The sequence below is a fragment of the Citrobacter sp. RHBSTW-00671 genome (assembly GCF_014103415.1).
Lineage (GTDB): Bacteria > Pseudomonadota > Gammaproteobacteria > Enterobacterales > Enterobacteriaceae > Citrobacter.
On sequence record NZ_JABXPR010000001.1, the window covers coordinates 843,432 to 868,574 of the forward strand.

Consider the following 25,143-nt stretch of genomic DNA (forward strand, 5'->3'; position numbering starts at 1 on the left):
TTAGTCATGGTGAGTTTAGAGAAGAACGATCGTGTAATGTTGGCGCGCCAGCTGCCATTAAAATCTGTTGCCCTGATCCTGGCCGGTGGCCGTGGTACCCGCCTGAAAGATTTAACCAACAAACGTGCCAAGCCTGCCGTGCACTTTGGCGGTAAATTCCGCATTATTGATTTTGCCTTATCCAACTGCATTAACTCCGGAATCCGCCGTATTGGCGTGATCACGCAGTACCAGTCACATACCCTGGTACAGCATATTCAGCGCGGCTGGTCATTCTTTAGCGAAGAGATGAACGAGTTTGTCGATTTGCTGCCCGCCCAGCAAAGGATGCAGGGTGAAAATTGGTATCGCGGCACGGCGGATGCGGTGACCCAAAACCTTGACATCATTCGACGCTACAAAGCGGAATATGTGGTGATCCTCGCAGGCGATCATATTTATAAGCAAGACTACTCGCGCATGCTGATCGACCACGTTGAGAAAGGCGCACGTTGCACCGTCGCCTGTATGCCAGTGCCTATCGAAGAAGCCAGTGCGTTTGGCGTGATGGACGTGGACGACACCGATAAAATTATCGAGTTCGTTGAAAAACCCGCGAATCCTCCTGCTATGCCAGGTGACCCTACTAAATCTCTCGCCAGTATGGGGATCTACGTTTTCAACGCCGATTATCTGTATGAATTGCTGGCGGAAGATGACCTCGATGAAAACTCCAGTCACGATTTCGGTAAAGACATTATCCCGAAAATCACCGAAGCTGGCATGGCGTATGCACATCCCTTCCCGTTGTCCTGCGTGCAGTCTGATCCGGAATCCGAGCCGTACTGGCGTGACGTGGGAACGCTGGAAGCCTACTGGAAGGCGAACCTCGATCTGGCCTCGGTGACGCCTGAACTGGACATGTACGACCAGAACTGGCCAATCCGTACGCATATGGAATCACTGCCGCCAGCGAAATTCGTGCAGGACCGTTCCGGTAGCCACGGAATGACGCTGAACTCGCTGGTTTCCGGTGGCTGTATTATTTCCGGTTCGGTGGTGGTGCAGTCCGTACTGTTCCCGCGAGTGCGAGTGAATTCTTTCTGTAACATTGATTCGGCAGTGTTGTTACCTGAAGTGTGGGTGGGACGTTCGTGCCGCTTACGTCGTTGCATTATCGATCGCGCCTGCATCATTCCTGAGGGCATGGTGATTGGCGAAAATGCGGAAGAAGATGCTCGTCGCTTCTACCGCTCAGAGGAAGGCATTGTGCTGGTCACGCGTGAAATGCTACGCAAACTGCAAATCAAACAGGAGCGATAATGCAGGTTTTACACGTTTGTTCAGAGATGTTCCCCCTGTTAAAAACCGGGGGACTGGCGGATGTTATCGGGGCGTTACCTGCGGCACAAATTGCGGACGGCGTGGATGCCCGCGTGTTGCTTCCGGCGTTTCCTGATATTCGTCGCGGCATTCCTGATGCGCAGGTCGTGACGCGTCGCGATACCTTCGCCGGACGGATAACGCTGTTGTTCGGCCATTACAACGGCGTCGGTATTTACCTGATTGATGCGCCGCACCTCTATGACCGTCCCGGGAGCCCGTATCACGATACGAACCTGTTTGCTTACTCCGATAACGTACAACGTTTTGCGCTGCTCGGCTGGGTCGGATGCGAAATGGCCTGCGGCCTTGATCCATTCTGGCGCCCGGATGTGGTGCATGCGCATGACTGGCATGCTGGCCTGGCGCCGGCGTATCTGGCGGCGCGCGGCCATCCGGCGAAATCGGTGTTCACCGTACACAACCTGGCGTATCAAGGCATGTTTTATGCAAAGCATATGGATGACATCCAATTGCCATGGTCGTTCTTTAACGTGCACGGACTGGAGTTTAACGGGCAGATTTCATTCCTGAAGGCCGGTCTGTACTACGCCGACCATATTACGGCGGTCAGTCCGACCTACGCGCGGGAAATTACCGAGCCGCAGTTTGCCTACGGCATGGAAGGGTTGTTGCAGCAGCGTCATCGTGAGGGGCGTCTTTCCGGCGTGCTGAACGGTGTTGATGAAAAAATCTGGAGTCCGGAAACCGATCTGTTATTGGCATCGCGGTATACCCGTGACTCGCTGGAAGACAAGGCCGAGAACAAACGGCAACTACAGATTGCGATGGGACTTAAGGTTAACGATAAAGTGCCGCTTTTTGCTGTTGTGAGCCGTCTGACCAGTCAAAAAGGGTTGGATCTGGTGCTGGAAGCGCTGCCTGGGTTGTTAGAGCAGGGTGGACAACTGGCGTTGCTCGGCGCGGGCGATCCGGTATTGCAGGAAGGGTTCTTAGCTGCGGCTGCGGAACATCCAGGCCAGGTTGGCGTGCAGATTGGTTATCACGAGGCCTTCTCGCACCGCATCATGGGCGGGGCCGATGTGATATTGGTGCCCAGCCGTTTTGAGCCGTGCGGATTAACGCAATTGTATGGACTGAAGTACGGTACGTTGCCGCTGGTGCGGCGTACCGGTGGGCTGGCTGATACGGTGTCTGATAGTTCGCTGGAGAACCTGGCGGACGGTATCGCCAGTGGGTTTGTATTTGAAGATAGTAATGCCTGGTCGCTGCTACGGGCGATCCGGCGTGCTTTCGTATTGTGGTCCCGGCCTTCGCTTTGGCGGTTCGTACAACGTCAGGCCATGACCATGGATTTTAGCTGGCAAGTCGCGGCGAAGTCTTACCGTGAGCTTTACTATCGCTTGAAATAGATATCCAGGAATCACCTATATGAATGCTCCATTTACTTATGCATCGCCCACACTCAGCGTAGAGGCACTTAAGCATTCTATTGCCTACAAGCTGATGTTCACGATTGGTAAAGACCCGGTCATTGCCAATAAACATGAGTGGCTGAACGCCACATTGTTCGCGGTGCGCGATCGTCTCGTGGAGCGCTGGCTGCGTTCTAATCGTGCGCAATTATCCCAGGAAACCCGCCAGGTCTATTACCTGTCTATGGAGTTCCTGATTGGCCGCACGCTTTCCAATGCACTGTTATCATTGGGTATTTATGATGATGTCAAAAATGCGCTGGAAGGCATGGGACTGGATCTTGAAGATCTGATCGACGAAGAGAACGATCCTGGTCTTGGTAACGGTGGCCTTGGTCGTCTGGCGGCCTGCTTCCTTGACTCGCTGGCCACGCTGGGCCTGCCGGGGCGCGGTTACGGTATTCGCTATGACTACGGGATGTTCAAACAGAACATTGTCGATGGCCGACAGAAAGAGTCGCCGGACTACTGGCTGGAATACGGTAACCCGTGGGAATTTAAACGCCACAATACACGCTACAAAGTGCGTTTTGGTGGGCGTATTCAGCAGGAAGGCAAGAAAACGCGCTGGATTGAGACTGAAGAGATCCTCGCGGTGGCGTATGACCAGATTATCCCGGGTTACGACACCGACGCCACCAACACGCTGCGTCTGTGGAATGCGCAGGCCAGTAGCGAAATCAACCTCGGTAAATTCAATCAGGGCGACTACTTTGCGGCGGTGGAAGATAAAAACCACTCCGAGAACGTTTCCCGCGTGCTGTATCCGGATGACTCCACCTATTCGGGACGCGAGCTGCGTTTACGCCAGGAGTATTTCCTGGTCTCCGCCACGGTGCAGGACATTTTGAGTCGTCATTACCAGCTGCACAAAACCTACGACAACCTGGCGGATAAAATCGCCATTCACCTCAACGACACCCATCCGGTGCTGTCGATTCCAGAGCTGATGCGCCTGCTGATTGATGAGCACAAGTTTAGCTGGGACGATGCCTTTGAGGTGTGCTGTCAGGTCTTCTCGTATACCAACCACACGCTAATGAGCGAGGCGCTGGAAACCTGGCCGGTGGATATGTTGGGTAAAATTCTGCCGCGCCACCTGCAAATCATCTTTGAGATTAACGATTACTTCCTGAAAACCCTGCAGGAGCAGTATCCGAACGATACGGGTCTGTTGGGGCGCACTTCGATCATTGATGAGTCGAACGGCCGTCGCGTGCGTATGGCGTGGCTGGCCGTCGTAGTGAGCCACAAGGTTAACGGCGTGTCGGAGTTGCACTCTAACCTGATGGTGCAGTCGCTGTTTGCTGATTTTGCCAAAATCTTCCCAACCCGTTTTTGCAACGTTACCAACGGCGTGACGCCGCGTCGTTGGCTGGCGCTGGCGAACCCGGCGCTTTCCAATGTGCTGGATGAGAACATTGGCCGTACCTGGCGCACCGATCTCAGTCAGCTCAGCGAGCTTGAGCAGCACTGCGATTACCCGCTGGTGAACCAGGCGGTGCGTCATGCAAAGCTGGAGAACAAAAAACGCCTGGCGACGCTCATCGCGCAGCAGTTGAATGTGGTGGTGAATCCGAAATCGCTGTTTGATGTGCAGATCAAGCGTATTCACGAGTACAAGCGTCAGTTGATGAACGTGCTGCATGTGATTACCCGCTACAACCGCATTAAGGCCGATCCTGATGCTGAGTGGGTGCCGCGTGTGAATATTTTTGCCGGTAAAGCGGCTTCGGCCTATTACATGGCGAAGCACATCATTCACCTGATCAACGACGTCGCGAAGGTGATCAACAACGATCCGCAAATTGGCGATAAGCTGAAGGTGGTGTTTATTCCTAACTACAGCGTCAGCCTGGCGCAGGTGATTATTCCTGCCGCCGACCTGTCTGAGCAAATCTCACTGGCCGGGACCGAAGCCTCCGGGACCAGTAATATGAAATTTGCTCTCAACGGTGCGCTGACCATCGGAACGCTGGACGGCGCTAACGTTGAGATGCTGGAGCATGTGGGCGCAGAAAATATCTTTATCTTCGGGAATACGGCGGAAGAGGTCGAGGCGCTGCGTAGTCAGGGCTACAAGCCGCGTGAGTATTACGAGAAAGATGAAGAGCTGCACCAGGTGCTGACGCAAATTGGCAGTGGCGTATTCAGCCCCGAGGAGCCGGGACGCTACCGTGACCTGGTGGACTCACTGATCAACTTTGGTGACCACTATCAGGTGCTGGCGGACTATCGCAGCTACGTTGATTGCCAGGACAAAGTTGACGAACTGTATCGCCATCCGGAAGAGTGGACTACCAAGTCGATGATAAATATCGCCAATATGGGCTACTTCTCATCGGACAGGACGATCAAAGAATACGCCGAGAACATCTGGCATATTGATTCGGTGCGGTTGTAACACTCGATGCCGGGGGCGCTTCGCTTGCCCGGCCTACGTTTATCTACTCTTGTAGGCCGGATAAGGCGTTAGCCGCTATCCGGCAAAATGCCCGGGGGCGCTTCGTTTGCCCGGCCTACGTTTATCTACTCTTGTAGGCCGGATAAGGCGTTAGCTGCCATCCGGCATTTTTATCAGGAGGCCAGAGACAGCTGGTGTTTCTCAACGTACTCTGCCAGCCACTGTGTCATGCGGGACTGCTGTTCGGCATTCAGCCACATCCCTTCTTTCGTACGACGCCACAATGCATCTTCTGCACGGCGAACCCACTCGTGCTCAACCAGGTACTTCAGCTCGGCTTCATAGAATTCATGGCCAAAATCTTCACCCAACTCGGCAACCGAAATTGCTTCGCCGATGATCCATTCCGTGTTGCTGCCATAGGTACGTGAATAATGGCGCGCCAGCGACTCGGTCAGGAACGGATAGCGACGGCGCAGTTTTGCCGCGTAATCCTCACGGTCGCCACCAATATCGCCGCCTGGCAGGATGCACTCTTTGGTCCATGCTGGCCCAATGCCCTGATAGTAAGACGACAGTTTTTCCATCGCGTGTTCAGCCAGCTTACGGTAGGTCGTCAGCTTGCCGCCGAAGACGGACAGTAGCGGCGCTTTGCCGTTTTCATCATGGATATCCAACGTGTAATCACGGGTGATAGCCTGTGGTGAGTCTGATTCGTCATCGCACAGCGGACGCACACCTGAATAGGTCCAGACGATATCGTCACGGCCCAGCTGTTTCTTAAAGTGCGCGTTGTAGACTTTCAGCAGGTAATTGATTTCGCTTTCATCAATTTTCACCGCTTTGGGATCGCCTTTGTACTCCACGTCGGTCGTCCCGATAATCGAGAACTCATCCATCCATGGGATAACAAATACAATACGTTTATCTTCGTTTTGCAGGATGTAAGCCTGCTTCTGGGTATGCACGCGCGGCACCACAATGTGGCTGCCTTTAATCAGGCGGATACCGTATGGTGATGGCAGATGCATGCCGTCGTCGAAGAACTCTTTTACCCACGGGCCGGTGGCGTTGACCAGACCGCGCGCCTGCCAGGTGTGTTTTTTACCGGTATCGATATCTTCAGCTTCAACAACCCACAGACCGTTTTCACGACGAGCGGAGGTGGCGCGGGTACGGGTTAATACTTCCCCACCTTTACGCACCACCATTTGGGCGTTTGCCAAAACCAGACGTGCATCGTCTACCCAGCAGTCAGAATATTCGAAACCGCGCACAATCTCGGGTTTCATTACGGAATCCGCGCCAAAACGCAAACCGGTCGAACCCGGCAAACTGGTGCGTTTGCCCAGATGATCGTACATAAACAGACCAATACGGATCATCCATGCCGGACGCAGGTGCGGGCGATGAGGCAGGCGAAAGCGCATTGGGAAAGCGATATGCGGTGCCATTTTCAACAGCACTTCACGTTCGGCCAGCGCTTCGCTAACCAGACGGAATTCGTAGTGTTCCAGGTAGCGCAGGCCACCGTGGATGAGTTTGGAACTGGCGGAGGAGGTCGCACAGGCTAAATCCTGCGCTTCCAGCATCAGCACGGATAAACCGCGTCCAGCGGCATCTGCCGCGATACCGGCACCGTTGATGCCTCCACCTATCACAATCAGATCTTTGGTTTCCATGCTGGCCTCTCGCACTTTCGTTATAGCTCATTAATGTTCGTTATCGAGCATAATAGCAAAGAATCGCGCCATTGGTAACATCGGATAAACAATTTACAGTGATACATATAACATTATGGCGTTTACCTGCTCAGGCAACGTACACTGGAGGGTAATATTGGTTACCTGCCAGAACATAAGTAGAACTTAAAAAGAGAACACCATGGATCAGTTTGAATGTATCAATGTCGAAGAAGCCCATCAGAAACTACTGCACGGAATGGCGGTGCTGGTGGATATTCGCGATCCGCAAAGTTATGCGATGGGTCACGCGCCCCAGGCGTTTCATCTGACGAACGACACGCTGGGGACGTTTATGCGTGACCACGATTTCGATACTGCCGTGATGGTGATGTGCTACCACGGCAACAGCAGTAAAGGTGCGGCGCAGTATCTGCTTCAGCAAGGTTATGATGCGGTTTACAGCGTCGACGGCGGCTTTGACGCCTGGCATCGACATTTTCCGGCAGAAGTGACGTTTGGTTCGTAAGCTATACCCAAATTAATTCGAGTTGCATCGCGACGGCGACGCAGCGAATCTCCGGGAGCGTACGAACAGTACGTGACCGGAGTGAGCGAGGAAAGCCAACAAAGATGCAGCTTGAAGTAAGAAGGGTATATATACTGTCCTCTTTTGTGTGGATGAAGCGACAGCAACAATGTTGATGATTACCTCTTTTGCTAACCCCCGCGTGGCGCAGGCGTTTGTTGATTACATGGCGACACAGGGCGTTATCCTGACGATTCAACAACATCAGCAAACGGATGTCTGGCTGGCGGATGAGTCCCAGGCCGAGCGCGTACGGGCTGAACTGGCGCGTTTTCTGGAGAATCCGGGCGATCCGCGTTATCTGGCGGCAAGCTGGCAGTCGGGGCAGACCGACAGCGGTTTGCGCTATCAACGCTATCCGTTTCTTGCCACGTTGCGCGAACGTGCGGGTCCGGTGACCTGGGCGGTGATGGCCGCGTGTGTGCTGGTGTTTATCGCGATGAACGTGCTGGGCGATCAGGCGGTGATGCTCTGGCTGGCATGGCCGTTTGATCCTACGCTGAAATTTGAATTCTGGCGTTATTTCACCCACGCGTTTATGCACTTCTCACTGATGCACATTCTCTTCAACCTGCTGTGGTGGTGGTATCTCGGCGGCGCGGTGGAAAAACGACTCGGCAGCGGAAAACTGATCGTCATTACCGTGATTAGCGCGCTGTTGAGCGGCTATGTGCAGCAAAAATTTAGCGGCCCGTGGTTCGGTGGACTTTCCGGCGTAGTGTACGCCCTGATGGGCTACGTGTGGTTGCGCGGCGAGCGCGATCCGCAAAGCGGCATTTTCCTGCAGCGTGGTTTGATTATCTTTGCGTTGATGTGGATTGTTGCCGGCTGGTTTGATTTGTTCGGCATGTCGATGGCGAACGGCGCGCATATCGCCGGGTTGGCCGTCGGTCTGGCAATGGCGTTTGCCGATACTATTCATGTGCGAAAACGAACGTAATTTCAGGGAACAATAATGAAGCAAACACAACGACATGACGCGATCATCGAGCTGGTAAAAAAACAGGGATATGTCAGCACCGAAGAGCTGGTGGAGCATTTCTCCGTCAGCCCACAAACGATTCGCCGGGATCTCAACGATCTGGCCGATCAGAACATGATTCTGCGCCATCATGGCGGCGCAGCGTTGCCGTCCAGCTCTGTGAATACCCCGTGGCATGACCGTAAGGCGACACAGACGGCGGAAAAAGAGCGTATTGCCCGTAAAGTTGCCACGCAGATCCCGAACGGCTCCACGCTGTTTATCGACATTGGCACCACGCCGGAAGCGGTCGCTCATGCGCTGCTTAATCACAGCAACCTGCGCATTGTGACCAACAACCTCAATGTGGCGAATACGCTGATGGCAAAAGAGGACTTCCGCATTATTCTGGCCGGTGGCGAACTGCGAAGCCGCGATGGTGGGATTATGGGCGAAGCGACCCTCGACTTTATTTCACAGTTCCGTCTGGACTTTGGCATCTTAGGGATAAGCGGTATCGACAGCGATGGTTCGCTGCTGGAGTTTGATTATCACGAAGTTCGCACCAAACGCGCCATTATTGAGAATTCACGTCATGTGATGCTGGTGGTGGATCATTCGAAGTTTGGTCGTAATGCGATGGTGAACATGGGCAGTATCAGCATGGTCGATGCGGTATATACCGACACGCTGCCGCCTGCTGGCGTGATGCAGGTCATTGCTGACCATCATATCCAGTTAGAGCTGTGTTAAGCGAATTCCAGGCCTGATACGCGTAGCGCATCAGGCGTTAACTAAACGCCATACCCCATCATTTTCAGCAGCTTCTGCGCATGTTGCACCGCATCCTGGCGGTGCGCCACGCCAAGCTTTTGGTACAAGTTGCGGATATGCGTCTTAATGGTCGTCGCGGCAACAGCCAGCTCACCGGCAATCTGCTCGTTGCTGTAGCCAGAATAAATCAGACCGAGAACCTGCCATTCACGCTGGGTCAGCGGGCTGGTACGGATCAGCTCCGGGACGTCCGGGTGGGTGAGCAGGCGTTCAACGAACCCTTCATCAAAGTGGGCGAATTTGTGGCGGTGATGCTGGTTAATCTCGCGCAAAATACGCTGCGCACGATGCTGCTCAAGTTCCGGTAATGTGTTGAGCTGAATCAGCTGGCGTAACTGCTGCGCCATGGCCTCGCCTTCGATCACAAAGTGGCTGATGAACCCGGTGCGGTTCGCCAGTTGCAGGGCGTCGAGCAACACCCGCTGTGCGTCATTTTTACGCCCCGCCTGCCAGTACAACTGGTTAAGCAGCAGCAGGTTACGGTTAAGATCGCTCATCAGGCGCAGGTTGCGCGCATTTTCGTTTAGTTCTTCCAGCACAATCTCTGCCGGTTCAAACTCACCCAGCAGGATCTGCGCGCGGGCGATGTTACGCCACTGGCTTTGCAGGAAGTGGTTATTAGCGAATTCTGGTTTCGGCGTGTGGCGCAGCCAGTTGGCGGCGGAGTTTTTGTCACCGACCATTTGCCAGTAAATGACGCGCACTTTATCGGCGTTGGAGATCCAGTCGCTGTGATAGTGGCCGTTGCCCAGCAGGTTTTCCAGACGGTTAAGCAGGCTGCGAGCGTTATCCAGATCGCCCCGCGCCAGCGAACACTGAACCAGCAGCGCCAGGCACTGAAGCTGTTGCTGCGGCTGGAAGGTTGCAAGCAGTTCAATGCCGCTACGGGCAGAGGCTTCTGATTCATCCAGACGCGCCCATGCCCACAGGAGTTGCGCGCGGATGCGCACCAGAAATTCGTGCATCGGCAGCTGTTCCAGATGCTGCTCTTTAATCAGCTGGAACGCTTTTTCCTGCGTCTCCCAGGCAGCCTGTAAAAAGCCCTGGGCAAATAAAATTTCGCTTTGTTGGATCAGACTCCACAGCGCGTAATGCCAGACGTCATGATGACGCGCCATTTGCTCTGTTTGCTGCATCAACGCCAGAGAACGCGTGAGATCGCCTTTACAGTGCAGGACTTCACCGTGCACTGACGTGGCAACGATACGACTATAAAACCAGGCAATCGGTAATTCATCCAGCGCCAGTTTTGCCAGACGCTCTGCCTCGTCCGGGTTGCCGTCGTTAATCGCTACCTGCGCACGCAAAGCGTTAAATTCGGCATGTAGCGTCTGTTCCATATCGCCTTTCATTTCCTGCTCTGCGCGAGCCAGCAGGGTGTTAACTTCGCTGTAGCGGTGTTGGCTTTGCATCAGCCAGGCCTGTAGCAGCACCAGGCGTGGATTTTCCAGCAGGCTTTCCCACGGCAGAGCTTTCAATGACTCTTCAAGTAATGCCAGTTCGCTGTGGTTAAACAGTCCCCACGCATGGTTCAGCAGAATGTCGCGCAGCATATGGGCGTCACCTGCCGCCAGCGCGTGGTGGATGGCTTCGGTCGGAAAACCTTGCGCCATCCAGCTTTCAGCGGCGGCGCGGTGTATTTCGGGAAGTTCGGTAGCTAACTCCCACTGGCAACGCTGGCGTAAAAAGCTGCCAAATAGCGGGTGATAGCTAAACCATTCGCCGACATCATCCATCCGCTGCAGGAATAATCCCTGGCGCTCAATTTCCTCCAGCCGCATTTGGCCGTTTTCTTCGCCCGTGACCCGAACAATCAACGCATCGTTCATCGAGCGCAGGATGGCGCTTTTTAGCAGGAAATGACGGGTTCCGATATCGACGCTGTCCAGGACTTCATCGACCAGATAATCGGATAAATGGCTGGCGTTGATACCGGCCAGACGTCGTGCCGACTGGTGGGCGGAATGGTTGTTCTGACGGGCAGATAGGGCGATCAGCTGTAACGCTGTGGCCCAGCCTGCAACGTCATCGCACATGCGGCTACTTTCCGCAGCCTCAATCGGGGAGGACAGGCGGCGGTCAAAAAATTGTTTGGCTTCCTGGTGGTTAAAGGCCAGCTGCTGGCTGCCGATTTCCAGCAGTTGATCGCGTACGCGCAGGTTGGCAATGCCCAGTTGCGGTAGATTACGCGACAGCACGACTAACGTCAGATTCTCCGGCTGATGGCGCAGGAAAAAACGCATCGCTTCGTGGATGGCTGGATTGGAGATCAGATGATAATCATCCACGACCAGATAGAGTGGACGATGCCACTCCGCCAGTTCAATGAACAACTGGGCAAACAGTGAAGTCAGGCTGGCATACTGGCGTTTTTGCACCATGGCTTCGCTGGTGGTGCAGTGCCCGCCGGTCGCCTGTTGGATTGCCGCAATCAAATAGCTGGCGAAGCGCTCTTGCTGGTTATCGCCTTCATCCAGGGAGTACCAGCCTAATTCGTTCTTCCCCGCCGCCCATTGTGAAACAAGCGTTGTTTTTCCATAACCAGCAGGACTTGTTATCAGGGCAAGCCTGAAATTGTTCGCGCCGGAAAGTTTAGCCAGCAGGCGCTCACGAACCACCGTATGGTCGAGTCGAACCGGACGACTTAATTTAGACGGAATCAACATAAGTTAGTCACTTCACTGTGTGAAAATAGGGAAAAATGATTTTTTTTGCGCTTCGTAATTAATAGATATAAGGTCGGTCAGAACGGGATTTATTGCAAGCTAAGCGGGCTTTTTGTGTGTCTGATTTTGCACTATGTCACAAATCTATACATCTATTGCAATAATTGTTTTAAAGAGTCGCAACAGGCATGGTGACTGGTTCCAGCGTTATTTTTACGGGGTGGAATAACTCCTCTTTTTTTATGTGGTTACTGTAACGATGAATAAAAGTCGATGAATTTTGTGCTCGACTTAAAACTTTCATGTGAAATATATCAAGCAGAATGTGTATTTCAGGTTAGAAACTATTTCTCCGTTTACATATTTTTTCTAAATGTCATCTTCCTGTTTGATATTGTCTGGATAATCTCTTTTGATTAATGCGAAAACCGCGATGCATTTCAGAGGGTATGCGGATAACCTGCGTATTTATCGGCCATAACACCCCCTCTTAAAGTGGCGGCGATCACATTTTAACGCTCATCCCCGCTCCTCCTCCCTGCCTAATCCCTGCCAGGATGAGGAAGGTCAACAACGAGCCTGGCAAACTAGCGATAACGTTGTTTATTACCTAAGGACCTGGAATCCCTATGTCACAGCCTACTTTCAACAAAGATCAATTTCAGGCTGCCCTGACACGTCAGTGGCAGCGCTTCGGTTTATCGTCGGCTCACGAAATGACGTCGCGCCAGTGGTGGCAGGCCGTGAGTGGGGCATTGGCTGAGTTACTCAGCGCCCAGCCTGCGGTGAAACCGGCAAAAAATCAGCGTCACGTTAACTACATCTCGATGGAGTTTTTGATTGGACGTCTGACGGGGAACAACTTGCTCAACCTGGGCTGGTATCAGGCGGTGAGCGACGAGCTGAAAGCACACGACATCAACCTGACCGACTTACTGGAAGAAGAAACCGATCCGGCGTTGGGGAACGGAGGGCTGGGTCGTCTGGCCGCGTGTTTCCTCGACTCGATGGCAACGGTTGGCCAGTCGGCGACGGGTTACGGCCTCAACTATCAGTACGGTTTGTTCCGTCAGTCATTTGCTGATGGTCAACAGATGGAAGCGCCGGATGACTGGCATCGCGGCAGCTACCCGTGGTTCCGCCACAATGAAGCACTGGATGTGCAAGTCGGCATTGGCGGTAAAGTTACCAAAGAGGGTCACTGGGAGCCGGGATTCACCATCACCGGTCAGGCCTGGGACCTGCCAGTACTGGGCTACCGCAACGGCGTGGCACAACCGCTCCGCCTGTGGCAGGCCACTCATGCGCACCCGTTTAACCTGACCAAATTTAATGACGGTGATTTCCTGCGTGCGGAACAGCAGGGGATCGACGCCGAAAAACTGACGAAAGTGTTGTACCCGAACGATAACCATACGGCAGGTAAAAAGCTGCGCCTGATGCAGCAGTACTTCCAGTGTGCCTGCTCCGTGGCAGACATTCTGCGCCGTCATCATCTGGCGGGACGTAAGCTGCACGAACTGGCCGACTACGAAGTTATTCAACTGAACGACACCCACCCGACTATTGCGATCCCTGAACTGCTGCGCGTGCTGATTGATGAGCACCAGATGAGCTGGGACGATGCGTGGGCGATTACCAGCAAGACCTTCGCTTACACCAACCATACTCTGATGCCCGAAGCGCTTGAGTGCTGGGATGAGAAGCTGGTGAAAGCGCTGCTGCCGCGTCATATGCAAATCATCAAAGAGATTAATGACCGCTTCAAGAAACTGGTCGATAAAACCTGGCCAGGCGATGCCGAAGTCTGGGCGAAACTGGCGGTGGTGCACAATAAACAAGTACGCATGGCGAATATGTGCGTAGTCAGCGGCTTTGCGGTTAATGGTGTGGCGGCGCTGCACTCTGATCTGGTGGTGAAAGATCTGTTCCCGGAATACCACCAGCTGTGGCCGAACAAATTCCATAACGTGACTAACGGGATTACCCCGCGTCGTTGGATTAAGCAGTGCAACCCAGCGCTGGCCGCGCTGCTGGATAAGTCGCTGAAAAAAGAGTGGGCCAACGATTTAGACCAACTGATTAACCTGGAAAAATACGCCGACGATGCGAAATTCCGTCAGCAGTACCGCGACATCAAGCTGGCGAACAAAGCGCGACTGGTGAAGTTTATTAAAGCGCGTACCGGTATCGAGATAACGACTAACGCTATCTTTGATATTCAGATCAAGCGCCTGCATGAGTACAAACGCCAGCACCTGAACCTGCTGCACATTCTGGCATTGTACAAAGAAATCCGTGAAAACCCGCAGGCGGATCGTGTACCGCGCGTATTCCTGTTTGGCGCAAAAGCGGCACCGGGTTACTACCTGGCGAAGAACATCATTTTCGCCATTAACAAGGTAGCGGAAACCATCAATAACGACCCGAAAGTTGGCGATAAGTTGAAGGTTGTGTTCCTGCCGGATTACTGCGTCTCGGCGGCGGAAATGCTGATCCCGGCGGCGGATATCTCCGAGCAGATCTCGACTGCGGGCAAAGAGGCCTCCGGCACCGGTAACATGAAACTGGCGCTGAACGGCGCGTTAACAGTGGGTACGCTGGATGGCGCTAACGTCGAAATCGCTGAGAAGGTGGGCGATGAGAATATCTTTATCTTTGGCCACACGGTGGAAGAGGTGAAGGCGCTGAAAGCGAAAGGCTATGATCCGGTGAAATGGCGTAAGAAAGATAAAGTGCTGGATGCGATTCTGAAGGAACTTGAAAGCGGGAAATACAGCGACGGCGACAAGCATGCTTTTGACCAGATGCTGCACAGTATCGGCAAGCAGGGCGGTGACCCGTATCTGGTGATGGCAGACTTTGCAGCCTACGTTGAAGCGCAGAAGCAGGTTGACGTGTTGTATCGTGACCAGGACGCCTGGACACGGGCGGCGATCCTGAATACCGCGCGCTGCGGCATGTTCAGTTCAGACCGCTCAATCCGCGATTATCAGGCTCGTATCTGGCAGGCGAAACGCTAAGGAATCGCGATGGAAAGCAAACGTCTGGATAATGCCGCGCTGGCGGCGGGGATCAGCCCCAATTACATTAACGCTCACGGTAAACCGCAGTCTATTGGCGCCGAAACCAAGCGGCGTTTGCTTGACGCCATGCATCGCACCACCGCCGCCACGCAGGTGGCGGTGACGCCAGTGCCCAATGTCATGGTGTATACCGCGGGTAAGAAAATGCCGCTGGCGGTTGAAGGTAGCGGGGAGTTTAGCTGGCTGCTGACCACTGAAGATGGTGTACAGCACAAAGGGCATGCCACCGGCGGCAAATCTTTTCACCTTCCGACGAAACTGCCGGAGGGCTATCACACGCTGACATTGACGCAGGGCGAACTGCGCACCCACTGTCGCGTCATTGTGGCGCCAAAACGCTGTTATGAACCGCAGGCGCTGCTGGAGGGGCAAAAGCTGTGGGGCGCGTGCGTTCAGCTCTACACCCTGCGTTCAGAGAAAAACTGGGGGATTGGCGACTTTGGCGATCTCCGTACCATGCTGGTGGACGTGGCGAAACGCGGTGGGGCGTTTATCGGTCTTAATCCGATTCATGCGTTGTATCCGGCGAACCCGGAGAGCGCCAGCCCGTATAGCCCGTCTTCGCGCCGTTGGTTGAACGTCATTTATATCGACGTCAACGCAGTGGAAGATTTTCAGCTGAGCAAAGAGGCGCAAAGCTGGTGGCGGAAGCCCACAACGCAGCAAACCCTGCAACGTGCGCGGGATGCCGAATGGGTTGATTATTCTGCCGTTACCGCACTGAAGATGACCGCGCTGCGCATGGCGTGGAAAGGTTTCTCCGCCCGTGACGATGAGCAGATGGCAGCATTTCGCCAGTTTGTGACTCAGGAAGGCGACAGCCTGTACTGGCAGGCAGCCTTTGATGCGCTGCATGCGCATCAGGTGAAAGAGGATGCGTTGCGCTGGGGATGGCCGGTATGGCCGGAAGCTTTCCAGTCGGTAGATTCGCCGGAGGTCAAACAGTTCTGCGCAGAGCATCGTGATGAGGTGGATTTCTACCTGTGGCTGCAGTGGCTGGCGTATACCCAATTTGCGGATTGCTGGGAAACCAGTCAGGGCTTTGCCATGCCGATTGGGTTGTATCGCGATCTGGCGGTTGGTGTGGCAGAAGGTGGGTCAGAGACCTGGTGTGACCGTGAATTGTATTGTCTGAAAGCCTCCGTTGGCGCACCGCCGGATATTCTTGGGCCGCTTGGGCAAAACTGGGGGCTGCCGCCGATGGATCCGCACATCATCACGGCACGGGCCTACGAACCGTTTATCGAACTGCTGCGTGCCAATATGCAGAACTGCGGCGCGTTACGCATCGATCATGTGATGTCGATGCTGCGCCTGTGGTGGATCCCCTACGGAGAGACTGCCGATCACGGCGCCTACGTCCATTATCCGGTTGATGACCTGCTCTCCATTCTGGCGCTGGAAAGTCAACGCCATCACTGTATGGTGATTGGTGAAGATCTGGGTACTGTGCCGGTAGAGATTGTCAGCAAGCTGCGTGATAGCGGTGTCTATTCCTACAAAGTACTTTATTTTGAGAACGACCATGAGAAGAATTTCCGCGCGCCAAAAGCGTACCCGGAACAATCAATGGCAGTCGCGGCGACGCATGACCTTCCTACGCTTAAAGGCTATTGGGACAGCGGCGACCTGACGTTGGGTAAAGCGCTGGGGCTGTATCCGGATGAAGTTGTGCTGCGAGGGTTGTATCAGGACCGGGAACTGGCCAAGCAGGGGTTGCTGGATGCGCTGCACAAGTACGGTTGTCTGCCAAAACGTGCCGGGCATAAGGCATCGCTGATGTCGATGACGCCGATCCTCAATCGCGGGATGCAGCGTTATATCGCCGACAGCAACAGTGCACTCCTGGGTCTACAGCCGGAAGACTGGTTGGATATGGCGGAACCGGTCAATATTCCGGGCACCAGCGATCAGTACAAAAACTGGCGACGTAAACTCACCGCCACGCTGGAGCAGATGTTTGCCGATGAGGGCGTGAACAAGCTGATTAAGGATTTGGATAAGCGCCGAAAAGCAGCCGCGAAGAAGAAGTAAAAATGCCGGGGATTTCCCCGGCTTTTTTATGGTGATAGCTCGTAGTACGTAGGCCTGATAAGCGTAGCGCCATCAGGCTGCCGGATGCCGGCTTTGCCTTATCCGGCCTACCAGCCGTCTCGATTAAACCACCATACCCAGCAGCAGACACCCTACCAGACCGCAGACGGAGATAATGGTTTCCAGCATTGACCATGACTTGATGGTTTCACCGATGGTCAGGTTGAAGTACTCCTTGAACAGCCAGAAGCCAGGATCGTTCACGTGGGAGAAAATGACGGAACCGGAACCCACTGCAATAACCATCAGCTCCGGGCTTACGCCGGTGGTCGCAATCAGCGGCGCCACAATCCCGCCAGCAGTAATTGCTGCAACGGTTGCAGAACCCAGTGCGATACGCAGTACCGCAGCAATAGACCATGCCATCAGCAGCGGAGAAACGTTAGAGCCGTGCATCATTGAAGCGATATATTTGTCGACGCCGCTATCCACCAGGACCTGTTTGAAGGCACCGCCACCACCGATGATCAACAGCATCATCGCGATGATTTTGATTGAGGACACCAGCGTATCGTTTATCTGATCCATTGAGCGTCCACGGTTCAGACCAAACGTGAACATCGCAATCAGCACCGCGATAAGCGTCGCCATGACCGGGTCGCCGAGGAATTCTGCAACCGTCAGGAAAGCATGGCCTTTTGGCAGGATCATCTCTGCGACGGCGCGCATGGCCATCAGAATGACCGGTACCAGAGAGGTCCAGACGCTGACGCCAAAGCCTGGCATTTCTTCTTCAGTGAAGGTTTTCGCGCTGTACAGGCCTTCCGGGATCGGCTTATCGATGCCTTTCAGGAAACGTGCGTAGACCGGACCTGCGAGAATGACGGTCGGGATTGCCAGAATCGTACCAAACAGCAGGGTTTTACCCATATCGGCGTGGAAAATGGTCGCGATAGCGGTCGGGCCCGGGTGCGGCGGCAGGAAGCCGTGAGTTACGGACAGCGCAGCGGCCATCGGCACACCCACGTACAGCAGCGGAATATTCGCAGCAGCAGCGATGGTGAATACCAGCGGCAGCATCAGCACGAAGCCGACTTCGTAGAACAGGGCAAAACCAACGGTGAAGCCGGTTAAGACCACCGCCCATTGAATGTGTTTTTTGCCGAATTTAGCAATCAGCGTGGTCGCAATGCGCTGCGCACCGCCGCAGTCCGCCAACATTTTGCCCAGCATGGCGCCAAAACCCATAATCAGGGCGAGGCTGCCAAGGGTTCCGCCGACACCGGCTTTAATAGAACCAATGACTTTATCCAGTGGCATCCCTTGCATCAATCCGACAGCAAGCGCCACCAGGACGAGAGCGATGAAACCGTTCATTTTGAAACGGATCATCAGGAGGAGTAACAAGATTACACCGATAGCAACGATGACTAATGGCATGATTTACCTGGCCTTTACTTTGTTATGGGTAACGTCAGTGTTTAGATGACAAATTCTGCTTGTCCCGACCGGGAACAGAGTTATTACGGCACCAATGCTGATTGCCTTCAAAACTACGTAGTTTAGCTGGCTGTTATGAGTGTTCCTGGTGCGCACAATAATGATACGGGTAACATGCAGTGATTGAAAATCACCTGAGCAGGCAAAATTTAAATTATGAGAGGCAGGTCAAATTATAGGGGGATTGTTGCAGGAAACAGGCGGAGAAATGCAGGGTTGTAGGCCGGATAACGCGTTTACGCTGCCATCCGGCATCAATGCCCGATGGCGACGCTGATACGTCTTATCGGGCCTACGGGCATTCTACAGGTTCGGGGCTAGTAGTAAGAGTGCTCGCCACGCTGGTGTTCGGTTAAATCACGAACGCCTTTCAGTTCGGGGAATTCAGCCAATAGCTGTTTCTCGATACCTTCTTTCAGCGTAACGTCGACCATTGAACAGCCGTTACAGCCGCCGCCAAACTGCAGAATGGCGAAGCCTTCATCGGTAATTTCCATCAGAGAGACACGACCACCGTGGCCAGCCAGCTGTGGGTTGATCTGCGATTGCAGCATGTACTCCACGCGTTCCATCAGCGGCGCATCATCGGCAACTTTGCGCATTTTTGCGTTCGGTGCTTTCAGGGTCAGCTGAGAACCTAATTGGTCAGTGACGAAATCGATTTCTGCATCTTCCAGATACGGTGCGCTCAGTTCATCAACATATGCGGTCAGCAGGTCAAATTTAATGGCGGTGTCGGTTGCTTCCACGGCGTCCGGCGGACAATAAGAAACGCCACATTCAGCGTTAGGCGTGCCGGGATTGATCACAAATACGCGGATTTGTGTCCCTTCTTCCTGATTTGCCAACAGTTTGGCAAAGTGCGCTTGTGCAGCATCGGAAATATGGATCATAGTAATGGCCTAATAGTTGACTATTTTACTTGGTTATAATACGCCCATCATCGAGGCTCTACAAGGTTCGACACAGGCACCATACCTGGACAGTCGCCGCGCCGTTGCGTAAAAGCAGCTGCGCGATTTCCGCGACGGTACTTCCGGTAGTGACGACATCATCCACAATAACCATATGGAGTCCCTGCACCGGCAATTCAAGGCGAAAGGCGTTTTTCAGGTTACGTTTGCGTAACCGGGCGCTGAGATGGTGTTGTGTGGCGGTCGCCCGCACCCGTGTTATGGCCAGGCTGTTCCAGTCACAGCCTAGCCAGCGTGCTAAAGGACGGCATAGCAAGTCGCTTTGATTGAATCCCCTGCGCCAATGACGACGTTGCCAGAGCGGTACGCTGATGAGCCTGTCTGGCAGAGGAAGACCGCTGACGCGACGGGCCTGCAATACCTCCAGTAACAGCAGACGTGACAGCGCAGGGGCTATTTCGCTGTGTCGTGAAAATTTAAGCTGGTGGATAAGCCCGCTTACTGGCGGAATATAATCGCTGACTGAAACCAGGCGCTGCCACGGCGGTGGTTTTTGTAGGCAACGACCACAGGGAACCGAGGTGTGAATGGCCGGTAGCCCGCACTGCGGGCACAGGCTGTCATGCTGGCGTATAGCTTGTGTGCACACAGAGCAAATCCCCCAGTGCCCCAACCTCAGCGGCATTCGGCATAGCCAGCATAATCCGGGTACTGTTAGCATAGAGACATCCTTGTTAGCTAAAAGAGAACAGTAACTGATGAATGACATCTGGTGGCAGACCCAGGGTTCGGGAAATTGCCATCTTGTGCTGCTGCACGGATGGGGACTGAATGCAGAGGTGTGGAATTGCATAAGCGAGGAACTGAGCTCGCATTTTACGCTGCATCTTGTCGACTTACCGGGATTTGGCCGTAGTCAGGGTTTTGGCGCGATGTCGCTGGAAGAGATGACCGAACGGGTATTAAGACAGGCTCCGGGGAAAGCCGTCTGGCTCGGCTGGAGTCTGGGCGGTCTGGTGGCGAGCCAGGTCGCATTGACCCATCCTGAGCGCGTTCAGGCGCTGGTGACCGTTGCCTCTTCTCCCTGCTTTAGCGCGCACGAAACGTGGCCGGGCATTAAACCGGAGGTACTGGCTGGCTTCCAGCAGCAGCTAAGCGCAGACTTCCAGAAAACGGTAGAGCGTTTTCTGGCATTGCAGACGATGGGCACGGAAACCGCGCGTCAGGATGCTCGGGCGTTGAAAAAAACGGTACTGGCGCTCCCCATGCCGGATGTCGAGGTGCTCAATGGCGGGCTGGAGATCCTGAAAACGGTCGATCTGCGTGAACCGTTGTGTGCGTTGAACCTGCCGTTCCTGCGTTTATACGGTTATCTTGATGGCCTGGTCCCGCGTAAAGTGGTGCCAATGCTGGATGCTCTGTGGCCGCAGAGTGAGTCACTGGTGTTTGCGAAAGCCGCTCATGCGCCGTTTATCTCACATCCTGCCGAGTTCTGCGCAGCGCTGGTGGCGTTAAAACAGCGGTTATAAATCCGTTGCGTTGCCCGGCACAGCCACGCTTGCCGGGCCTGAGATTAATGGCTACGCGTAGCCAGATCCTCAGCGGTCAGACCGGTAATTCTGAAGATGGTCAGCGGGTCTATACCATCAGCCTGCATGGTTGATGCAATACGTAAAGCTTCCTCTCGTTTACCTTGTTGCAGACCTGTTTGTAACCCCTCTTGTAACCCTTTTCTATGACCTTCCTGAAGACCATTAAGGTGCCCTTCCTGACGTAATCTTTCGGCGATAGTCATCAACTTTTCCTTATGTTGGGGTAAACGTTCGGCGACTTCATGAAGAAATTCGCCAAAATGTGTGGTGTTCCCGGCCTGCATTAAATAATTAAACAAGGCTTTCAACTGGTTGTCATTAGCGTGTCCTTTAACAAGCAGGATGGCCAGTTTTTCTACCAGCCCCATCAAATCGCGTTTACGAATATGTTTTTGGATAAGTTCCAGCAGCGCCATCCGGCGATGCTGCATGATCTCGTCATCGGGCACGACGGTGATATCGATCAGTGAAAACGCGGTGCTATAAAGTTGTCTGGCGGATTTTGGGTCATCAAACTCGTCCAGCCAACAAAGTGAGTAGGGGTATGGGCTTGCTGAGCCATGATAAAAAAGCATAGGTATCACCAGCGGGAGTTTCTTGTGGCCTGCAGCCAAATGACGATGCATTACCGCAATGGCATAACGCATTAGCCGAAACGCCATATGGGCATCGGCGGTACTCTGATGCTCAATGATGGTGTAAATATAGCCATCGCCTTCGCATGTTTTTAACGACCACAGCACATCAGAGTAGTATGCGCGCAAATCGTCCTCAATAAAGCTGCCCGATTCCAGTTGTAGCGTTTTCAGATCGCACAGTTTTTGCAAAGAGGCTGGAAGATGGAGCTGAAGAAAGTCACGTGCGGTCGCTGGGTGGTTTAAGAACGTTTTGAAAATCGCGTCATGTGGCGTAGTAGAAGTGTCAGTATTCATGGCGATCCGTCACCTGAGAAACAAGATGACGAGACTCTACTTTCCTGGTCGCCAGTAAGCATCCACGAATTAATAATGGTGCGCGGTAGGCTGAAAGATAGATCTGTTTTGCTGAAACAGAGATCTCTTCGTGGAATCCATTACGCAAAAAGCCGGATATCAGCGTAAACGCTTTATCCGGCCTGGACGTTTGCATCATTTGTAGGCCGGATAAGCGTCGCGCCATCCGGCATCGAACTAGCGTAAAGCCCACCACTCGCGCAGGCAGGCTTTGCCTTCCGGGCAGCTTTTGCAGCTTCCGGACAGACACCCATCGGCATCCTCCTGAATCCGCACCGCTTTGCCCATCTTTTCTAACTGATTCAGCATGGCGTCAATCATTGGCTGTGGGGTATGCAGCGTGTGGCTAATTTGCTTCGCCTCCATGCGCCCCCGCAGAGCCAGTAAATCACGAACCTGAATAAGCGATGCCATCGTCTATAACCTTAGTGGCAATCGCCAGTGGTGCTGGAACAGCAAGAACTCGCCGTCCTGTTGGTCGCCAGCAGCGCGAGATCCACCCGACTACGGGCACGACGCAGCAGGCCCAGCAACACGATGTTAAACAAGATGGCCGCTAAAATGCACACCAGACTGTAGGTCGGGTGCTCTTTGTAGCTGACCGTCTGATAAAACAACGTCGACAGAGAGTAGGCAATGTTCAGACCCCACAGAATCGAGAAGCTCATCCAGCCGCGGCTGGACTCACGTGCGATGGCGCCCATCACAGAAATGCACGGTACATACAGCAGCACGAAAATCAGGTAGCTGTATGCCGCAGCAGCGCTGCCGAATTTCTCGCCCATCACGCCCATCGCGCCAGTTGCCATCTCACCGTCACCTTTACTGGCTTCGATAGGGTTGGCCAGCACGCTCAAACTGAAGGTGTCTTTCAGGCTTTGCCAGGTTTCATCCACCGCACCGAGCAGCTCGTCACCGAGGTGGAAATCTGCCGGATTGAACTCTTCTTCCTGAATATTTTCTGCGGTATAGAGCGTGTTAAGTGTCCCAACAACCACTTCTTTTGCCATCGCACCGGTGAACAGACCGACGGTTGCCTGCCAGTTATCTTCGTGAACGCCAATCGGCTTGAAGACTGGGGTAATGACGCGGCTGACGGAGGCCAGAGCAGAATCGTTAATGTTGTCGACGATTTTCCCGCTCAGCGAGAAGCTGTTGAATGCGCTGAGGAAAATGCTGACGATGATAATGACTTTACCGGCACGCAGGACAAAGCCTTTCAGACGCTGCCAGGTCTGAATGATCAGACTCTTAATGTGCGGTACGTGGTACACCGGCAGCTCCATCACGAACGGCGTGGCTTCGCCGCGCATGATGGTGTGCTTGAGCATCAGGCCGGTCAGTACCGCCATAACGATACCCAGTACGTACAGCGAGAAGACCGCCAGTGCGCCGTTCTGACCAAAGAAAGCCGCGGCAAAGACGGCGAAAATCGCCAGGCGTGCGCCGCAGGACATAAACGGCGCCATCATAATGGTCATCAGACGCTCACGCGGGGCGTCCAGCGTACGTGCGCCCATTACTGACGGTACGTTACAGCCGAAGCCGACAATTAGCGGGACAAACGATTTACCTGGTAATCCCAGCGCCTGCATCAAACGGTCCATCACAAACGCAGCACGCGCCATATAGCCGGAGTCTTCGAGGAACGAGAGGAACAGATACATCATGCCGATTTGCGGTACCAGCGGCAGGACGGTGTTAATCCCGCCGCCAAGACCCTGTGCGAGGAAGATGGTCAGCCAGTCCGGGAAGTGCAGGGTGTAGCCAATCCACTGAATACCATGGATAAAGAGCGCCACGGAGCCGACGTCAAACAGCGGCTGCAGTGCGCCACCAATGTTGATGGCGAGCAGGAACATCAGGTACATCACGAACAGGAAAATCGGCAACCCGAGGAAGCGGTTGAGGATGATTTTGTCAACCGCGGTGGTGAAGCGGCTGGGTTCTGCGGTCAGGGTGTTGCTGACGGTATCGCAGATAGCGGCAATGCACTGGTAACGGGCATCGGCAATATGCAGCGCCGGATCGTCCATCGTTTCGCTCAGACGAGCAACGGCAGCATCCAGGTTTTGCGCGGCATCACCGGCGTAAGCGCGGCTGTAAATATCGCCTTCCAGCATCTGCAGGCCGAGCCAGCGACGCTGTTGCAGCGGCATCTCTTTGGCCATCGCGTCTGCCAGAGCGTCGGCTTCACGCAGCAGCGGTTGGGCATAATGCACCAGCTCGACGGTGTCGTTTTCCTTGTAGCGATCAATCGCCAGCTTCAGCGCTTCAATACCACGCGCACGGGTGGAAACCAGTGGCACCACCGGGCAGCCAAGACGGGCAGAAAGGGCGTCGATATCGATACGGATTTGCTGCTTCTCAGCAATATCCAGCATGTTCAGCGCGACGATGCAGGGGATGCCCAGCTCAAGCAGTTGCAACGTCAGGTAGAGGTTGCGCTCAAGGTTTGACGCATCGACCACGTTGATCAAGAGATCCGCATCACCGCTTAAAATGTAGTGGCAGGCAATCTGCTCATCGAGAGAGGTCTGCGATGAGATGGTCGTCAAAGAATAGGTGCCGGGTAAATCGACCAGCGTGACCTGATGGTCTGTGGTCGCGAAATGACCTTCTTTACGCTCGACGGTCACACCAGCCCAGTTACCCACACGCTGGCGTGCACCGGTGAGCTGGTTGAATAAGGTTGTCTTGCCGGAATTAGGATTACCAATTAAACCAATGGTTAGTTTTTTCATTTTTATAGACTCACTGTATTAACAGGAAACCGCTTCCACTTCTAATAACGCCAGATCTTTTTTCCGCAACACCAGGCTGACTCGGCGTGTTTCAATATGGATAGGATCGCCGAGCGGGGCGACGCGAACCACATTGAACGATGAGCCTGGCAGCATGCCGAGCGACAACAGCTTCTGCCGGTACGCCGGACTGATATCACGAGAAAAACCGGTAATTTTCCACGCAGTGTCTGGAGTGAATTGCATAGGGACCTACTTATATCTCGCTAACTGGATGATTACCTCATGGGGCGAAAGGCGGCATGAGACCAGATGATTAGCCAACGAAGGAAAGAGTAAATAATCAA

19 protein-coding genes are annotated in these 25,143 nt (G+C 53.9%); 9 read left to right on the top strand and 10 right to left on the bottom strand.

What is annotated here, in order from left to right:
- Positions 1-6 precede the first annotated feature (6 nt).
- Genes glgC through glgP form a run of 3 tightly spaced genes read left to right on the top strand, consistent with a single transcriptional unit; the run spans position 7 to position 5,202 of the window.
- Positions 7-1,302, top strand: a complete 1,296-nt coding sequence (gene glgC, locus HV261_RS04005; RefSeq protein WP_202037544.1) for a glucose-1-phosphate adenylyltransferase — start codon at positions 7-9, stop codon at positions 1,300-1,302.
- Positions 1,302-2,735 (top strand): glycogen synthase GlgA, encoded by a 1,434-nt coding sequence (glgA, locus tag HV261_RS04010; RefSeq protein ID WP_202037545.1) that lies wholly within the window; start codon positions 1,302-1,304, stop codon positions 2,733-2,735. Before glgC ends, glgA begins: the two co-directional genes overlap by 1 nt.
- A gap of 19 nt (positions 2,736-2,754) precedes the next feature.
- Entirely contained in the window at positions 2,755-5,202 is a 2,448-nt protein-coding gene (glgP, locus tag HV261_RS04015; protein ID WP_137381951.1) for a glycogen phosphorylase, read from the top strand.
- Positions 5,203-5,375: 173 nt separating this feature from the next.
- On the opposite strand, the gene glpD is transcribed toward glgP, so the two are convergent.
- A complete protein-coding gene (gene glpD / locus HV261_RS04020; protein ID WP_202037546.1) occupies positions 5,376-6,884 on the bottom strand; it encodes a glycerol-3-phosphate dehydrogenase in 1,509 nt (502 codons plus the stop codon).
- A gap of 202 nt (positions 6,885-7,086) precedes the next feature.
- Between glpD and glpE the strand changes: the two genes are divergently transcribed.
- From glpE to HV261_RS04035, 3 genes are all read left to right on the top strand, one after another.
- On the top strand, positions 7,087-7,413 hold the full coding sequence (gene glpE / locus HV261_RS04025; protein WP_005121614.1) for a thiosulfate sulfurtransferase GlpE: 327 nt from the start codon (positions 7,087-7,089) through the stop codon (positions 7,411-7,413).
- A 169-nt stretch (positions 7,414-7,582) separates the two neighbouring features.
- Positions 7,583-8,413 carry a rhomboid family intramembrane serine protease GlpG gene (glpG, locus tag HV261_RS04030; protein ID WP_202037547.1) on the top strand — a complete coding sequence of 277 codons (831 nt, stop codon included), beginning with the start codon at positions 7,583-7,585 and terminating at the stop codon, positions 8,411-8,413.
- 15 nt (positions 8,414-8,428) lie between these two features.
- Positions 8,429-9,187 carry a DeoR/GlpR family transcriptional regulator gene (locus HV261_RS04035; protein WP_003023499.1) on the top strand — a complete coding sequence of 253 codons (759 nt, stop codon included), beginning with the start codon at positions 8,429-8,431 and terminating at the stop codon, positions 9,185-9,187.
- Positions 9,188-9,228: 41 nt separating this feature from the next.
- On the opposite strand, the gene malT is transcribed toward HV261_RS04035, so the two are convergent.
- Positions 9,229-11,934: an HTH-type transcriptional regulator MalT gene (gene malT / locus HV261_RS04040; protein WP_202037548.1), complete on the bottom strand. Its 2,706-nt coding sequence runs from the start codon at positions 11,932-11,934 to the stop codon at positions 9,229-9,231.
- 629 nt (positions 11,935-12,563) lie between these two features.
- Between malT and malP the strand changes: the two genes are divergently transcribed.
- Positions 12,564-14,957: a maltodextrin phosphorylase gene (malP, locus tag HV261_RS04045; RefSeq protein ID WP_202037549.1), complete on the top strand. Its 2,394-nt coding sequence runs from the start codon at positions 12,564-12,566 to the stop codon at positions 14,955-14,957.
- Positions 14,958-14,966: 9 nt separating this feature from the next.
- Positions 14,967-17,054 carry a 4-alpha-glucanotransferase gene (gene malQ / locus HV261_RS04050; RefSeq protein ID WP_202037550.1) on the top strand — a complete coding sequence of 696 codons (2,088 nt, stop codon included), beginning with the start codon at positions 14,967-14,969 and terminating at the stop codon, positions 17,052-17,054.
- Between the two features lie 123 nt (positions 17,055-17,177).
- On the opposite strand, the gene gntT is transcribed toward malQ, so the two are convergent.
- From gntT to gntX, 3 genes are all read right to left on the bottom strand, one after another.
- Positions 17,178-18,494 carry a gluconate transporter gene (gene gntT, locus HV261_RS04055; RefSeq protein WP_003023507.1) on the bottom strand — a complete coding sequence of 439 codons (1,317 nt, stop codon included), beginning with the start codon at positions 18,492-18,494 and terminating at the stop codon, positions 17,178-17,180.
- A 377-nt stretch (positions 18,495-18,871) separates the two neighbouring features.
- Positions 18,872-19,447: a Fe-S biogenesis protein NfuA gene (gene nfuA / locus HV261_RS04060; protein WP_005121621.1), complete on the bottom strand. Its 576-nt coding sequence runs from the start codon at positions 19,445-19,447 to the stop codon at positions 18,872-18,874.
- Positions 19,448-19,505: 58 nt separating this feature from the next.
- Complete coding sequence (gene gntX / locus HV261_RS04065; protein ID WP_202037551.1) at positions 19,506-20,189, bottom strand: DNA utilization protein GntX; 684 nt, start codon at positions 20,187-20,189, stop codon at positions 19,506-19,508.
- Positions 20,190-20,226: 37 nt separating this feature from the next.
- Here gntX and bioH point away from each other — a divergent pair, with 37 nt between their 5' ends.
- Positions 20,227-20,997 carry a pimeloyl-ACP methyl ester esterase BioH gene (gene bioH, locus HV261_RS04070; protein WP_202037552.1) on the top strand — a complete coding sequence of 257 codons (771 nt, stop codon included), beginning with the start codon at positions 20,227-20,229 and terminating at the stop codon, positions 20,995-20,997.
- A 44-nt stretch (positions 20,998-21,041) separates the two neighbouring features.
- On the opposite strand, the gene HV261_RS04075 is transcribed toward bioH, so the two are convergent.
- Genes HV261_RS04075 through feoA form a run of 5 tightly spaced genes read right to left on the bottom strand, consistent with a single transcriptional unit; the run spans position 21,042 to position 25,042 of the window.
- Complete coding sequence (locus HV261_RS04075) at positions 21,042-21,992, bottom strand: Rpn family recombination-promoting nuclease/putative transposase (protein ID WP_202037553.1); 951 nt, start codon at positions 21,990-21,992, stop codon at positions 21,042-21,044.
- Positions 21,982-22,191, bottom strand: a complete 210-nt coding sequence (locus HV261_RS04080) for a hypothetical protein (RefSeq protein ID WP_202037554.1) — start codon at positions 22,189-22,191, stop codon at positions 21,982-21,984. Before HV261_RS04080 ends, HV261_RS04075 begins: the two co-directional genes overlap by 11 nt.
- A gap of 38 nt (positions 22,192-22,229) precedes the next feature.
- On the bottom strand, positions 22,230-22,466 hold the full coding sequence (gene feoC, locus HV261_RS04085; RefSeq protein WP_038634895.1) for a [Fe-S]-dependent transcriptional repressor FeoC: 237 nt from the start codon (positions 22,464-22,466) through the stop codon (positions 22,230-22,232).
- Between the two features lie 11 nt (positions 22,467-22,477).
- Positions 22,478-24,796 (bottom strand): Fe(2+) transporter permease subunit FeoB, encoded by a 2,319-nt coding sequence (gene feoB, locus HV261_RS04090; RefSeq protein WP_202037555.1) that lies wholly within the window; start codon positions 24,794-24,796, stop codon positions 22,478-22,480.
- Positions 24,797-24,814: 18 nt separating this feature from the next.
- Positions 24,815-25,042 (bottom strand): ferrous iron transporter A, encoded by a 228-nt coding sequence (feoA, locus tag HV261_RS04095; protein ID WP_115257296.1) that lies wholly within the window; start codon positions 25,040-25,042, stop codon positions 24,815-24,817.
- Positions 25,043-25,143 lie beyond the last annotated feature (101 nt).